This is a genomic window from Streptomyces sp. NPDC034037 (genome assembly GCF_055575715.1).
The window spans coordinates 141306-156217 of sequence record NZ_JBVISC010000005.1 but is presented as its reverse complement, the minus strand read 5'-3'; the positions used below and the strand labels follow the sequence as shown (position 1 = coordinate 156217).

At 70.8% G+C, this 14912-nt stretch carries 12 protein-coding genes; 4 read left to right on the top strand and 8 right to left on the bottom strand.

The window, feature by feature from the left end:
• Nucleotide 1 precedes the first annotated feature (1 nt).
• Nucleotides 2–676, bottom strand: a complete 675-nt coding sequence (locus ACZ516_RS18880) for a Crp/Fnr family transcriptional regulator (protein WP_016642758.1) — start codon at nucleotides 674–676, stop codon at nucleotides 2–4.
• A gap of 470 nt (nucleotides 677–1146) precedes the next feature.
• Between ACZ516_RS18880 and nth the strand changes: the two genes are divergently transcribed.
• Genes nth through ACZ516_RS18865 form a run of 3 tightly spaced genes read left to right on the top strand, consistent with a single transcriptional unit; the run spans nucleotide 1147 to nucleotide 4320 of the window.
• Nucleotides 1147–2181: an endonuclease III gene (gene nth, locus ACZ516_RS18875; RefSeq protein WP_469011144.1), complete on the top strand. Its 1035-nt coding sequence runs from the start codon at nucleotides 1147–1149 to the stop codon at nucleotides 2179–2181.
• 59 nt (nucleotides 2182–2240) lie between these two features.
• On the top strand, nucleotides 2241–3065 hold the full coding sequence (locus tag ACZ516_RS18870; protein ID WP_469011142.1) for an NUDIX hydrolase: 825 nt from the start codon (nucleotides 2241–2243) through the stop codon (nucleotides 3063–3065).
• Nucleotides 3066–3114: 49 nt separating this feature from the next.
• Nucleotides 3115–4320 (top strand): MarP family serine protease, encoded by a 1206-nt coding sequence (locus ACZ516_RS18865; RefSeq protein ID WP_469011141.1) that lies wholly within the window; start codon nucleotides 3115–3117, stop codon nucleotides 4318–4320.
• A gap of 152 nt (nucleotides 4321–4472) precedes the next feature.
• On the opposite strand, the gene ACZ516_RS18860 is transcribed toward ACZ516_RS18865, so the two are convergent.
• From ACZ516_RS18860 to ACZ516_RS18830, 7 genes are all read right to left on the bottom strand, one after another.
• Nucleotides 4473–4661 (bottom strand): hypothetical protein, encoded by a 189-nt coding sequence (locus tag ACZ516_RS18860; protein ID WP_358581329.1) that lies wholly within the window; start codon nucleotides 4659–4661, stop codon nucleotides 4473–4475.
• 122 nt (nucleotides 4662–4783) lie between these two features.
• On the bottom strand, nucleotides 4784–5779 hold the full coding sequence (locus tag ACZ516_RS18855) for an alpha/beta fold hydrolase (protein ID WP_469011139.1): 996 nt from the start codon (nucleotides 5777–5779) through the stop codon (nucleotides 4784–4786).
• A complete protein-coding gene (locus tag ACZ516_RS18850) occupies nucleotides 5776–6273 on the bottom strand; it encodes a phage holin family protein (protein WP_358581334.1) in 498 nt (165 codons plus the stop codon). The genes ACZ516_RS18855 and ACZ516_RS18850 overlap by 4 nt, the downstream gene beginning before the upstream one ends.
• A gap of 84 nt (nucleotides 6274–6357) precedes the next feature.
• Nucleotides 6358–7758 carry a Na+/H+ antiporter NhaA gene (gene nhaA, locus ACZ516_RS18845; RefSeq protein WP_469011136.1) on the bottom strand — a complete coding sequence of 467 codons (1401 nt, stop codon included), beginning with the start codon at nucleotides 7756–7758 and terminating at the stop codon, nucleotides 6358–6360.
• Between the two features lie 281 nt (nucleotides 7759–8039).
• Nucleotides 8040–10001 carry an acetate--CoA ligase gene (acs, locus tag ACZ516_RS18840; RefSeq protein WP_361079998.1) on the bottom strand — a complete coding sequence of 654 codons (1962 nt, stop codon included), beginning with the start codon at nucleotides 9999–10001 and terminating at the stop codon, nucleotides 8040–8042.
• Between the two features lie 181 nt (nucleotides 10002–10182).
• Nucleotides 10183–10767, bottom strand: coding sequence for a DUF1707 SHOCT-like domain-containing protein (locus ACZ516_RS18835; RefSeq protein ID WP_469011134.1), 585 nt, complete (start codon nucleotides 10765–10767; stop codon nucleotides 10183–10185).
• Between the two features lie 177 nt (nucleotides 10768–10944).
• Nucleotides 10945–13302 (bottom strand): bifunctional SulP family inorganic anion transporter/carbonic anhydrase, encoded by a 2358-nt coding sequence (locus tag ACZ516_RS18830; RefSeq protein WP_469011132.1) that lies wholly within the window; start codon nucleotides 13300–13302, stop codon nucleotides 10945–10947.
• 298 nt (nucleotides 13303–13600) lie between these two features.
• Between ACZ516_RS18830 and ACZ516_RS18825 the strand changes: the two genes are divergently transcribed.
• Nucleotides 13601–14902, top strand: coding sequence for a polysaccharide deacetylase family protein (locus tag ACZ516_RS18825; RefSeq protein ID WP_358700062.1), 1302 nt, complete (start codon nucleotides 13601–13603; stop codon nucleotides 14900–14902).
• Nucleotides 14903–14912: the final 10 nt, after the last annotated feature.

The window sequence follows — 14912 nt, the reverse complement described above, 5'->3', positions numbered from 1 at the left end:
GTCAGCGCGAGCGCTTGGCGAGCCGCTCCACGTCCAGCAGGATGACCGCGCGGGCCTCCAGGCGCAGCCAGCCGCGGCCCGCGAAGTCCGCCAGCGCCTTGTTGACCGTCTCTCGGGAGGCGCCGACCAGCTGGGCCAGCTCCTCCTGCGTGAGGTCGTGCACGACGTGGATGCCCTCCTCGGACTGCACGCCGAAGCGGCGCGACAGGTCGAGGAGCGCGCGGGCCACGCGGCCCGGCACGTCGGAGAAGACCAGGTCGGACATCTGGTCGTTGGTCTTGCGCAGGCGCCGGGCGACGGCCCGCAGCAGCGCGGCGGCCACCTCGGGCCGGGCGTTCAGCCAGGGCTGGAGGTCGCCGTGGCCGAGGCCGAGCAGCTTCACCTCGGTGAGGGCGGAGGCCGTGGCCGTCCGCGGACCCGGGTCGAAGAGCGACAGCTCACCGATCAGCTCACCGGGGCCGAGCACCGCGAGCATGTTCTCGCGGCCGTCGGGCGAGGTGCGGTGGAGCTTCACCTTGCCCTCGGTGACCACGTACAAGCGGTCTCCGGGGTCGCCCTCATGGAAAAGCGCATCCCCGCGCGCGAGCGTCACCTCACTCATGGAGGCGCGGAGCTCCGCGGCCTGCTCGTCATCGAGCGCCGCGAAGAGCGGGGCGCGCCGCAGAACGTCGTCCACGAGTTCTCTCCTTGTCGACCTGCATCAGGGGACCGTGTTCCCCAGTTTGCCGGACGGTCCAAACAGTGTGATCAGTCACAAGTCTGCCGCACCGGCGTGGCGTGCTGTGCGGGAGGGGGCCAATTGGGGGCCGATCCTCGGGGCCGACGACGGATGTCGGTGTCGGCCTCTAGGCTGACCGGGTATCCAAAAAGCCGGTGAACTCACAGGCCAAGGGGGCCGGGAAGGTGGCCGCACCCCCCGATTCCGCTGTGGGCGAACAGACGTCCGGGGGGTCGGATAATCCGGCAAATCGGGCAGGCGTGGCCCGTTCGGTGGGTACACCCCCGCCGGAGCGGGCAGCTGCGGTAGGGCAGGCATCCCCTAGAAACGGACGCCCCCGTGCAGTGGACCCCCCGAAAAGTGAGCGGCACCAAAAGAAGCGAACGGCACCCGCGAGGCAACCGAACTCCCCGAAGAAGGCACCTCCAGTGAAGAAGACAACGCCGGCGGCGAGTGCGGCCAAGAAGACCGCGCCCGGTGCCGAGAAGTCCGCGGCGAAGAAGGCGGCCCCCAGCGCCAAGGCCCCCAGCGCCAAGGCGGCCGACGCCGAGAAGGCCCCCGCGAAGAAGGCCGCGGTCAAAAAGGCCACCGCCAAGGAGCCTGCAGCCAAGAAGGCCACCGCCAAGAAGGCCACCGCCAAGAAGGCTCCCGCCAAGGAGGCCGCGCCCGGCGCCGTCAAGGCGCCGGTCGTCCCCCCGCAGGAGTCCCGCGCCGCCCTCGTCCGCCGGGCCCGGCGGATCAACCGCGAGCTGGCCGAGGTGTATTCGTACGCCCACCCCGAGCTGGACTTCGAGAACCCCTTCGAGCTGCTGGTCGCCACGGTGCTCTCCGCGCAGACCACCGACCTGCGGGTGAACCAGACGACGCCGAGGCTGTTCGCCGCGTACCCGACCCCGGAGGACCTGGCCGCGGCCGTCCCCGAGGAGGTCGAGGAGCTGATCAGGCCGACCGGGTTCTTCCGCGCCAAGACGAAGTCGATCATGGGCCTGGCCAAGGCCCTGCGGGACGACTTCGGAGGCGAGGTGCCCGGACGCCTCGACGACCTGGTCAAGCTGCCCGGCGTGGGCCGCAAGACCGCGTTCGTCGTCCTCGGCAACGCCTTCGGGGTGCCCGGCATCACGGTGGACACCCACTTCGGCCGGCTCGTCCGCCGCTGGAAGTGGACGGAGGAGACCGATCCGGTGAAGGTCGAGGCGGCCGTCGCCGAGCTGTTCCCGAAGAGCGAGTGGACGATGCTGTCGCACCGCGTGATCTTCCACGGCCGCCGCATCTGCCACTCCCGCAAGCCCGCCTGCGGTGCCTGCCCCATCGCCCCGCTCTGCCCCTCGTACGGAGAAGGCGAGACGGACCCGGAGAAGGCGAAGAAGCTCCTGAAGTACGAGATGGGCGGCTTCCCGGGCCAGCGCCTCAAGCCCCCGGCGGACTACCCCGGGAAGCCCGCGCCGCCGCTGGCCGCGGGGTGAACCGGAAGCAGGACGGAACGAACGCGGGGGCAAAGAGCGTTGTCCAGGGACGGACGGGGGTGCAGATGAGGCACGCGAGCGACACGACCGAGACGACTGACACGACCGGCACGACTGAGACGGCCGGCACGGCGAGCAGGACGCACGGCAGGGCCGGCGTCGGCACGGAGGGCGCGGCCGACCCGGCGGGCAGCGGTGCCCGGCCGCCGTCCGGGGCGCACCCCCTGCTCAGCTCCGAGGGCCTGCCCGCCTGGCTGGCGCCCGTCGCCCGCGCCGCGAGGACCATCCAGCCGCTCCAGCTGAGCCGCTTCCTCCCTCCGGAGAACGGCACGGGACGCCAGTCCGCGGTCCTCGTCCTCTTCGGCGAGGGCGAGCGAGGCCCCGAGCTGCTCCTGATGGAGCGCGCGGGCTCCCTGCGGTCCCACGCGGGGCAGCCGTCCTTCCCGGGCGGCGCCCTCGATCCGGGGGACGGCGACCCGAAGACGGACGGACCGCTGCGCGCCGCCCTGCGCGAGGCCGAGGAGGAGACCGGCCTCGACCCGCGGGGCGTCCAGCTCTTCGGCGTGCTGCCGCGCCTGTTCATCCCGGTGAGCGACTTCGTCGTGACGCCCGTGCTCGGCTGGTGGCGCACCCCGACCCCCGTCGGCGTCGTCGATCCGAACGAGACGGCCCGGGTCTTCACGGTCCCCGTGGCCGATCTCACGGACCCGGCGAATCGGGCGACTGCGGTCCACCCGAGCGGCCACCGCGGCCCCGCCTTCCTCGTGGAATCCGCGCTGGTCTGGGGTTTTACCGCCGGAGTCATCGATAGAGTGCTGCACTTCGCGGGCTGGGAGCGCCCCTGGGACCGCGAGAGGCAGGTCCCGCTCGATTGGCGCGCATGACAAGGTTGCGGGGACGTGGCGGCCGCGATGCGAGGCGAGGATTGAATCGGTGAACGTGCTGGACGTCCTGCTGCTGCTCGCCGCCGTGTGGTTCGCGGTGGTGGGCTACCGCCAGGGCTTCGTGGTCGGCATCCTCTCGGTGATCGGGTTCCTCGGCGGCGGTCTCGTCGCCGTCTATCTGCTGCCGGTGATCTGGAACGCCGTGACGAAGGACGACGCGGCCACGGTGAGTACGACCGCCGCGGTGGTCGCCGTCGTCATCGTGATCGTCTGCGCCTCGATCGGCCAGGCCTTCACCACCCACCTGGGCAACAAGCTGCGCAGATACATCACCTGGCAGCCCGCCCGCGCCCTGGACGCGACGGGCGGCGCGCTGGTGAACGTGGTGGCGATGCTCCTCGTCGCCTGGATGATCGGCTCCCTCCTCGCGGGCACGACGCTGCCCACGGTCGGCAAGGAGGTGCGCAACTCCAAGGTGCTCCTCGGTGTCTCACGGGCGCTGCCGGGCCAGGCCGACACGTGGTTCGACGACTTCTCCTCGGTCCTCGCGCAGAACGGCTTCCCGCAGGTCTTCAGTCCGTTCGCGAACGAGCCGATCACGGAGGTCCGGCCGCCCGACCCCAAGCTCGCCAGGAGCAAGGTCGCCACGACCGCCAAGCGCTCCATCGTGAAGGTGCGCGGCGAGGCCCGCGGCTGCGGCAAGGTCCTCGAAGGCACCGGCTTCGTCTTCGCCGACCGCCGGGTGATGACCAACGCGCACGTGGTCGGCGGCGTGGACGACCCGACCGTCCAGATAGGCGGTCAGAACCAGACGTACGACGCGAAGGTCGTCCTCTACGACTGGGAGCGGGACATCGCCGTCCTGGACGCGCCCATGCTGAAGGCACCGCCGTTGAAGTTCACGTCCAAGGACGCGACCAGCGGTGAGGGCGCCATCGTCGCCGGCTTCCCCGAGGACGGGCCCTACGACGTCCGCCCCGCGCGCGTGCGCGGCCGCATCACGGCCAAGGGGCCGGACATCTACCACCGCGGCACCGTGCGCCGTGACGTCTACTCGCTCTTCGCGACCGTCCGCCAGGGCAACTCCGGCGGCCCGCTGCTGACGCCCGGCGGCGAGGTCTACGGCGTGGTCTTCGCCAAGTCCCTGGACAACCCGGAGACGGGATACGCCCTGACGGTGGACGAGGTGCGCGAGGACATCGAGCGGGGCCGCACCGCCAACCAGGAGGTCGACAGCCAGGGCTGCGCGCTCTAGCCGATCCGAAGGCGCTCGAAGCCGACCCGAAGGCGCTCCGAAGGCTCCGAGCGGGGCGGCGGGCAGGCCGACGGGGCCTCGCGGGGGCCTTACGGGGCTCTCGCGGGGCCCGGTGGGCGTCTCGCGGGTCGGGAGGCCGAGGGGGAGCCGGGTCAGTGGCGGGTGTGCCGCAGTCGCGCGGAGACCCAGCGGGCCCTGCGGCGGAGGATGCGGGGGATGCCCATGCCCTGAGGAGGGCCGTGTCGGCCCGACTTCTGTGCCCCGCCCCTCTCGTGGCTGTTCAGCGCTGCGGCCGAGCGGCGATTGCGTGCTACGTCACTGTAGTCGTGCGTCCAGCCCATACCCCGACGTTTGCCCGGGCCTCATGGTCGGTAATCGCGCCCAAGGGCCCCAATTGGCCTATGCGCCGGGCAATTGGCGTTCGTAGGACAGGTGTTCCCCGGCGGTGGTGACCGGGCGCGGTTCAGCGGTCCGGTTCGGGGTCCTTCAGCCAGTTCACCAACTCCGTGGAGAACGCCGTCGGGTCCTCCTCGTGCGGGAAGTGCCCGAGGCCGTCGAACAGCCGCCAGCGGTAGGGGGCTTCGACGTACTCACCGGACCCGGCCGCGCTCCTGGTGCGCATCACGGGGTCCAGGGAGCCGTGCAGATGCAGTGTCGGCACCCGCACCGGCCGCTTCATCCGGCGGTTGAACTGGATGCCGTCGGGGCGTGCCAGCGACCGGACCATCCAGCGGTACGGCTCGATCGAGCAGTGGGCCGTCGAGGGGATGCACATGGCCCGCTGATACATCTCCACCGCCTCGTCCTCCGGCAGCCGGGGCCCCGACCAGTCCCGGACCAGCCGGCCGACCAGGGCGCCGTCGTCGGCCACCAGCTGACGCTCCGGCAGCCACGGCCGCTGGAAACCCCAGACGTAGGAGCCCGCGGCGGTCTGCTTCCTGTCGGACAGCATCGCCGAGCGCCAGCGCCGCGGATGGGGCATCGAGGACACCGCGAGCCGGCGCACCAGCTTGGGCCGCATCACGGCCGCCGTCCACGCGAGATATCCGCCCAGGTCGTGCCCGACGAGCGCGGCGTCGGGCTCGCCGAGCGAGCGCACGACACCGGTGATGTCGAGCGCGAGGTTCGCCGGGTCGTAGCCGCGCGGTGTGCGGTCGCTGCCGCCCACGCCCCGCAGGTCCATCGCGACGGCCCGGAAACCGGCGTCGGCGAGCGCCACCAGCTGGTGCCGCCACGTCCACCAGAACTGCGGGAAGCCGTGCAGGAGCAGGACCAGCGGCCCATCGCCCATCTCGGCGATGTGGAAGCGCGCGCCGTTGGCGGCCACGTCCCGGTGGGTCCACGGCCCCTCGACGCGTACGGCCGAGGCCGGTTGCGCCGAATGGGCGGTGGCACCGAGCGTGGGGCCGTGGGGCGTGGCGCCGGTGAGGGCGTGGTCCTGATGGTCGGGGTCCGTCATGAGGACGAGCGTGCCACAGTGGCCCCCGTCTCACCGATTCGGACGTCAACGGTGCCGGCGGGCTGCACCGCGCGGGGGTGCGGCTTGACGTTCCCCAGTACGGCGGCCGTCTGCTTGGCCGAGGCGGCGACCTTCTGGGGGCCCTTGCCCTTCTTCGCCTTCTTGGCGAAGACGACGCCGATCAGCGCGAGCGCTCCGGCCACCAGGACATTGGCGGCGAAGGACAGCAGGAAGCAGACGGCGAGGTTCCAGCCGCTCCAGGTGCGGATGCCGTAGGCGAGCGCGAAGCTCAGCATCGGCAGCGAGAAGATGAGGACCGCTCCGGCCGCGGCGAACGCGCCACCGCCGATCGCGCCGCGCTTGACGTCCTGGCGCAGCTGGGCCTTGGCCAGTGCGATCTCGTCGTGCACCAGCGCGGACATCTCACCGGTCGCCGAGGCGACCAGCTGGCCGAGGCTGCGTTCGGCACCGACGGGGCCGTCGGGTGAGCTCATCGCGTTCTCCCCTTCTTCTCTTCTGATCTCTTGGTGGATCTGATCTCTTCTGAGATGGGTCTGCTCAGATCATGTCTGCTCAGATCATGCCGGACCGTTGCCATCCTCGCGTTCCCCACCCGACACTTCGGCAAGCCTGCGGTGCGCGGCCGCTTTCTTCTCGTAGATGGCGGCCATCCGGAGGTGGTACTCCGGGTCGTCCATCTCGTAGATGTCGGGTACGCCGCTGAGGTCGTCGTCGCGTTCCTCCTCCTCCCACAGCCTGCGGTACTTGGCGTTCCGTATCTTCAGCAGGATTCCGGAGAGCACGGCCGCGATGAGCGAGCCCGTCAGGACGGCGGCCTTGACCTCGTCGGTGAGCAGCGGGTCCTCGGTGAAGGCGAGTTCGCCGATCAGCAGGGAGACGGTGAAGCCGATGCCGGCCAGCGAGGCCACCGCGAACACGTCGGGCCAGGCCAGGTCGTCGTTGAGCTCCGCCTTGGTGAAGCGGGCCGCGAGCCAGGTGCCGCCGAAGATGCCGACCGCCTTGCCGATCACGAGGCCGAGCACCACACCGAGCGTCTCCGGCGTGGTGAAGACGTCGCCGAGCACGCCGCCCGAGACGGAGACACCGGCGCTGAACAGGGCGAACAGCGGCACGGCCAGGCCCGCCGAGAGCGGGCGCACGAGGTGTTCGATGTGCTCGCCGGGGGAGTGCCGCTCGCTGTCGTCCTCCTTGTGGCAGCGCAGCATCAGGCCCATGGCGACACCGGCGATGGTGGCGTGGACGCCGCTGTTGTACATCAGGCCCCAGATGACGAGCGCCAGCGGGACGTAGAGGTACCAGCCGCGCACCCGCTTCCTCAGCAGCAGCCAGAAGACGGCGAGGCCGAGCACCGCGCCGCCGAGCGCGGCGAAGTTCAGGTCGCTGGTGAAGAAGACCGCGATGATCAGGATCGCGAAGAGGTCGTCGACGACCGCGAGGGTGAGCAGGAAGGCGCGCAGCGCGGACGGCAGCGAGGTGCCGATGACCGCGAGGACCGCGAGCGCGAAGGCGATGTCGGTGGCGGTCGGCACGGCCCAGCCGTCCAGCGAGCCGCCGCCGAGGGTGTTGGACAGGACGTAGACGAGCGAGGGTACGGCCATGCCGCAGAGCGCCGCGACGACGGGCAGCGCGGCGGCCTTGGGGTCGCGCAGGTCGCCCGCGACCAGTTCGCGCTTGAGTTCGATGCCCGCCACGAAGAAGAAGACGGCGAGCAGTCCGTCGGCCGCCCAGTGCTGGATGGACAGGTCGAGCCCCAGCGAGGCCGGGCCGAGGTGGAACCCGCGTAGGGACTCGTATGCGCCGCCGGCGGTGTTCGCCCAGATCAGTGCGGTGACGGCGGCGAGGAGCAGCAGTACTCCGCCGACCGTCTCGGCGCGCAGTGCCTCGGCGACGAAGTTCCGCTCGGGCAGGGAGAGGCGGCCGAGGACTTTGCGGCGGGGCTCGGGGGCGGGCGCGGTCACGTGAGTCGACCTCCGGTTGGTGGGCAGGACTGAGCACTTGCCGACCAGACTTCCCGGCGCACCTTGGTACATCTCGTCGCGGCGTCGCGGCGTACTTCTTGTCGCGATGTTGACGCGGTTTTCAGCGTACCCAACGTACGCGCGGGCGCATCCGGAGGTCTGCGCTCCGGATATGGACGCGGGAGGGCACCCGGCATACGGGGAGGGCACCCGGCGTGTCGCCGGGTGCCCTCCCCGTACTTCTGTACGTACTTCTCTACGCGCCCCTGTGGGGGTGGCTGTCAGTCCTCGCTCGGCGTGGCCGGGAGCCGCGACTGGATGAGGTCCATCACGGAGGAGTCCGTGAGTGTGGTGACGTCGCCCAGTTCGCGGTTCTCGGCGACGTCGCGCAGGAGGCGGCGCATGATCTTGCCGGAGCGTGTCTTCGGGAGTTCGGCCACGGGCAGGATCCGCTTGGGTTTGGCGATGGGGCCGAGTGTGGCGCCGACGTGGTTGCGCAGGTCGGCCACCAGGTTCTCGTCCTCGGCGTTCGCCGTGCCGCGCAGGATGACGAAGGCGACGATGGCCTGCCCGGTCGTCTCGTCGGCGGCGCCCACGACCGCCGCCTCGGCGACCGAGGGGTGCGAGACGAGTGCGGATTCGACCTCGGTGGTGGAGATGTTGTGCCCGGACACGAGCATCACGTCGTCCACGCGGCCCAGCAGCCAGATGTCGCCGTCCTCGTCCTTCTTGGCGCCGTCGCCGGCGAAGTACCGGTCCTGGAAACGCGACCAGTACGTGTCGAGGAACCGCTGGTCGTCGCCCCAGATCGTGCGCAGCATCGCCGGCCAGGGCTCGGTCAGGACGAGGTAGCCACCGCCGCCGTCCGGCACTTCGTTCGCCTCGTCGTCGACGACGGTCGCCGAGATGCCGGGCAGGGCGCGCTGGGCGCTGCCGGGCTTGGTCTCGGTCACCCCCGGCAGCGGCGAGATCATCATGGCGCCGGTCTCGGTCTGCCACCAGGTGTCCACGATGGGGCACTGGTCGGCGCCGATGTTCTTCCGGTACCACATCCACGCCTCGGGGTTGATCGGCTCACCGACCGAACCCAGGACCCGCAGGCTGCTCAGGTCGAACTTCGCGGGGATGTCGTCGCCCCACTTCATGAACGTACGGATCGCCGTCGGCGCGGTGTAGAGGATCGTGACCCCGTACTTCTGGACGATCTCCCAGAAGCGGCCCTGGTGGGGGGTGTCGGGGGTGCCCTCGTACATCACCTGCGTCGCGCCGTTCGCCAGCGGCCCGTAGGTGATGTACGAGTGGCCGGTGACCCAGCCGATGTCGGCCGTACACCAGTAGACGTCGCTTTCCGGCTTGAGGTCGAAGACGGCGTGGTGGGTGTACGCCGTCTGCGTGAGGTAGCCGCCGGAGGTGTGCAGGATGCCCTTGGGCTTACCCGTGGTGCCCGAGGTGTAGAGGATGAACAGCGGGTGCTCGGCGTCGAAGGCCTCGGGGGTGTGCTCGGCCGACTGCCTCCCCGTGATCTCGTGCCACCACACGTCACGGCCCTCGCTCCACGCCACGTCCTGCCCGGTGCGGCGCACCACCAGGACGCTGCGCACGCCCTCGACGCGGCCGACGGCCTCGTCCACGGCGGGCTTGAGCGCGGACGGCTTGCCCCGGCGGTAGCCGCCGTCGGCGGTGATGACGACCTTGGCGTCGGCGTCCTGGATACGGGTGGCGATGGCGTCGGCGGAGAAGCCGCCGAAGACCACGGAGTGCGTGGCGCCGATGCGGGCGCACGCCAGCATCGCGATGACGGCCTCGGGAATCATCGGCAGGTAGACGGCGACCCGGTCGCCCTTCTGCACACCCAGCTCGACCAGGGCGTTCGCCGCCCGGCTGACCTCGTCCTTCAGCTCGGCATAGGTGAGGGCCCTGCTGTCGCCGGGCTCTCCCTCGAAGTGGATCGCGACGCGCTCGCCGTTGCCGGCCTCGACGTGGCGGTCGACGCAGTTGTACGCGACGTTGAGCTTGCCGTCGGCGAACCACTTGGCGAAGGGCGGGTTGGACCAGTCGAGCGTCTCGGTCGGCTCCGTGGCCCAGGTCAGCCGACGGGCCTGCTCGGCCCAGAAGCCGAGCCGGTCGGCCTCGGCCCGTTCGTACGCCTCGGCGGTGACGTTGGCGTGGGACGCCAGCTCCGCCGGCGGCGCGAAGCGACGCTCCTCCTTCAACATGTTGGCGATGGACGGACGTTCGCTCATGTGCAAGCTCCCAACATGCGGACGACACACCGGCCCGGCGTGGTTTAGACCAATAACGTGATCGGTCGGATTCTTCAAGCCCTGCGGGAGTAGGTCAACCCCCCTCTGATCCTGGCACTCGGCGGTCGCCAAATACAGGGGCGTCCGCCGCGGTGCGTCGCGGACCGCCGGCGGCCGGACGTCAGCGCCGCGCGTGGCGGATCTTCAACCGGCCGAAACCCATGCTTCCGGAGATACGGATCCGGGGGCCACCGGGGCGGGCCCGTCGCGGGGCGTTGTAGGGCGAGTCCTTCCACCCGGTGTGCAGCCCGTCGATGTCCACCAGTGCGTCACGCGGCACGATGATCTTCGCCGTGCCGGTGCCCAGTCGCAGCTCGATGTCCGTCACGGCGTGCTCGATCACCACCCGCGAGAGGTCGAGGCGCACGGCGGCGAAGGCGGACTCGACCTTGAGGCTGCGGGGCACCCGCCACGCCCCGCGCCGCCGGATCCGCCCACTGGCGGCGGTGATGGTGGACGTGGTCCCCGCGCTCATCGCCGGGAGCGAGGCCAGGGCCGACACGAGCCGGCTGCGCGTGTCGGCCGTGAGCACCCGGTCGAGGCGGGCGTCCATCTCCTCGTGCGAGAGGTGGCCTTCGGCGTACGCGTCCTTCAGTTGCTGCAAGGCCGTGTCCCGCTCGCCTTCCCGGACGGGCGGGTCCACGTCTTGGACCGACCGGTCCGCGTCCGGGATCGGCGGGTCCGCGTCCGGGATCGGCGGGTCCATGGCTCGGGGCGAGGGGTGCGCGCCTGGGGAGGACGGGCGCGCGCCTGGAAAAGGTGCGCGCACGTCTCGGGGCGGCGAGGCCGTCTCTTGCCGGGTCGGTGACAGCGGGTCTTCCGGCGGAGAAGTCACCGTTTCACTGTAGTGCCGGGGCATGTCGGCGCCGTGGGGAACACGGGATCACGCGCTCGCCCCTCGCGTCCCGGCCCCTTCCACCTTGACCAGCGCGGTGGGCACCACCTGGTCGAAGACCTCGTCGGGAAGGTGCTCGGCACCGCTGCCCTCCGTCAGGAGATAGGCCTGCGCCTCACCGACATGGAAGTACATGCCGTGCAGTTCGAGCTCACCCTCGGCGAGGCGGCGGGCCACCACTTCGTGGGCCTTCAGGTGCTCCAACTGCTGGACCACGTTGGTGAGACAGAGCTGCTCGACCGCGTCGGCCGGCGCTCCCCCGGAGAGCCGCGCCCACGCCCTGTCCTGCGCGCCCAACCGCTCAAGGCTCGGCAGACCGTGCCGCAGCCAGCGCCGCAGCGGCGTCTGGGCGCCTCCCGGCGGGGTGTTGAGCAGTGCCTGCATCGCACCGCACCCGGAGTGCCCGCACACGGTGATCGACCGCACCTTGAGCACCTCGACCGCGTACTCGATCGCGGCTGCCACCGAGTCGTCGCCGCTCTCGGCGCCCGGCAACGGCACCAGATTGCCGACATTGCGTACGACGAACAGGTCACCGGGTCCACTGGAGGTGATCATCGACGTGACGACCCGGGAGTCCGCACACGTCAGGAACAGCTGCGAGGGCCGCTGTCCCTCGCGGGCGAGCCGGGCCAGCTCCTCCCGCACATGCGGCGCGGTGTTCCGCTGGAACGCGCTGATGCCACTGGCCAGTTGGTGGACCCGGGGCCTCCCGGCCCCCTGCTCCTCCTGCGGCCGGTCGCAGTGGTGATTGCGCCACGGCGTCCACGGCCGGCAACAGGAGTGCGAGGCGCTCGCGGGCTCGGCGATGCGGGTCCCGGCGCGCCCGGTGATCTCGACGCGGGCGCCGTGCGCGGTGTGCTCGTCCTGCCAGCACTGCAGTGATTCGTACGCCGCGTGATCCATGAAGGAGCCGTCCAGCTCCACGATGACGTCCTCGCCGTGGGGCACGAGGTGCAGCGTCCTGCTGAGCCTCGGTACCGCGAGGAACGTCAACTGCCCGCGTGCGCGCACATGGTGCACGCCGTCCCGCACCTCGTGCGTGATCCGGGTGCGGGCCAGGCGGTGCAGTGACACGGCCACGGCCACGGCGATGCCGAGCACGACGCCCTGGAGGACGTTGAGGAAGACCACGCCGACGGTCGTCACGGCGTAGACGACGATCTCGCGGTGGCGGGTGATCGTACGGATGTGGTTCAGGCTGACCATCTGGATGCCGACGGCCATGACGAGGGCGGCGAGAGCCGCGAGGGGGATCAGCTCCAGGACGGGGACCAGGAGCAGCGCGGCCACTACCACCCAAACGCCGTGCAGCGTCGTGGAGTTCCCACTGACGGCGCCCGCGCGCACATTGGCCACCGTGCGCACGGCGACCCCGGCGACGGGCAGGCCGCCGAGCGCGCCCGAGACGATGTTGGCGCTGCCCTGGCCGAGCAGCTCGCGGTTGAGGTCGGAGCGGCGCACGCCCGTATGCAGGTCGCGCTGCTTGGCGACGAGCTTGTCGACGGCCACCGCGCCCAGCAGTGACTGCACGCTGCACACCAGCGTGATGGTGAGGACGGCGGCGACCAGCCCGAGCGCCGGCCCCTCCGGCAGGCCGGCCAGCGCGTGGCTGCGCCACGAGGGCAGTTCGACCTTGTCGAGCCGCAGATGTGCCGCCGCCGCCACGCCCGTCGCGAGGGCCACCGAGACCAGGGCCGCGGGCACGGCGCGGGCCATGCGACCGGCCCGGCCCGGGATGCGCGGCCAGAGCAGCAGGACGGCCAGGGTGAGCAGGCTGATCGACAGGGCGGCCGGATGCAGGTCGGCCAACTGGGCGGGCAGCGCGCGGAGATTGGCGAGCACGGCGCTCTGCGGTGTGCCGCCGAGCACGATGTGCAGCTGGGCGACGGCGATGGTCACGCCGATGCCGGCCAGCATGCCGTGCACCACGGCGGGGCTGACGGCGAGCGCGCTGCGGGCCACACGCAGGCAGCCCAGGCCCAGTTGGGCGACGCCGGCCAGGACGGTGATGGCGCAGGTGGTGCGCCAGCCGTACCGGTGGATGAGGTCGGCGGTGACGACGGTGAGCCCGGCGGCGGGGCCGCTGACCTGAAGCGGTGATCCGCCGAGCCGTCCGACGACGATGCCGCCGACGGCCGCCGCGACGAGGCCCGCCTGGAGCGGTGCCCCGGTGGCCAGGGCGATGCCGAGGGACAGCGGCAGCGCGATCAGGAACACGGCCACCGACGCCGAGACGTCGGCGCCCGCGATGCGGAACCCCTTGCGGGGCGGCGGGGCGGGCGGCTTGTGGGCTTCGGGCGTGGGGGCCGAGTCGGTGGGGTGAGTGGGGACGCAGGCAGACATTTTTCCCGTCTCCTCCGGGGCAGCGCGGTCGCGGGACATGGGGGCCTCCGAAAAGCCTTCGGAAAGCGGGTCGCGGCCGTGGGTCACGGCGTGCAGCGGCGGGAGATCTCAACTCTCGGTAAACGAACAGTAATGCAGAGTAAAGACTTTCGATGGACTTTTCGGGCAAATGGGGCAACCAATCACCCGGACGAATGAATAAAAATATTTGTCGGCTTGTCATACCGGACCATTCCGACACCTGTGCGAAGTTGCTGACCGACATGTCCCGACTTGCACGGAAAGAGGTGGGCGGAAGATGGCCGCCACCCCGAGGATCACCGCCACCCGGAGGATCACCGCGAGCCTCACCGCCTTCGCGGCCTGCGCTGCGGCGCTGGCCGGCTGCGCGGGCGGCGACAACGGCGCGGACTCCGGTACGAAGGAAGGCGCCCCCGGCGCGAAGAAAGCGCCCGGGGCCCCGGCTCCCAAGAGCCCCGTCCGGCTGATCGGGGACGGCTCGACGGCGTTCACGGGCAAGCAGCCGAACCTGCCGAGACCGGCCCGCCTGAAGCCGGGCCAGAAGCCGCCGCAGTTCGTGGTCTTCTCCTGGGACGGCGCCGGCGAGGACGGCCAGAAGCTGTTCTCCCACTTCCGCAAGGTGGCCAAGCGCAACGACGCCACGATGACGTACTTCCTCAGCGGCGTGTACATGCTCCCCGAGGGCAAGCGCGGCCTCTACAAGCCGCCGCAGCACCTGGCCGGCAGCTCGGACATCGGCTTCAACGACCGCAAGGGCATCAAGAACACCGTGGAGCAGCTCCGCGGCGCCTGGCTGGAGGGCAACGAGATCGGCACCCACTTCAACGGCCACTTCTGCGGCGCGGGCCGCGGGGTCGGTGAGTGGTCCGTCGCGGACTGGAAGAGCGAGATCCGCCAGGCCAAGTCCTTCGTGAAGGCCTGGAAGACCAACACCGGCATGAAGAAGGCGCAGCCCCTGCCCTTCGACTACGACAAGGAACTGATCGGCGCCCGCACCCCCTGCCTGGAAGGCCAGAAGAACTTCATGCGGGCGGCGCGGCAGCTGGGCTTCCGCTATGACACCAGCGGCGTCAACGACCAGGTCTGGCCCAAGAAGAAGGAAGGCCTCTGGGACCTGTCCATGCAGCTCGTCCCGGTCCCCGGCCGTGGCTTCGAGACGCTCACCATGGACTACAACTTCATGGTCAACCAGTCCGGCTCCACGTCGAACGGCGACCCCGCCAAGCACGAGTACTGGGGCGACCAGATGCGGGACGGGCTGCTCCAGGGCTTCCGGCGCGCGTACAAGGGCAACCGCGCGCCGCTGATCATCGGCAATCACTTCGAGTCGTGGAACGGCGGCACGTACATGCGCGCCATCGAGGAGACGATCGAGGCGGTCTGCACCAAGCCGGAGGTGCGCTGCGTGTCCTTCCGGCAGCTCGCCGACTGGCTCGACGCGCAGGACCCGAAGGTGCTGGCGCGGCTGACGAAGCTGCGGGTCGGCAAGGCGCCGAAGGAGGGCTGGGACGCGTTCCTGTCCGCCTCGCCCGCGCCCGCCCCGAAGGGCGTGCCGGGAGCCCCGGCCGTCAAGCCGTAGCTCCCGGCAG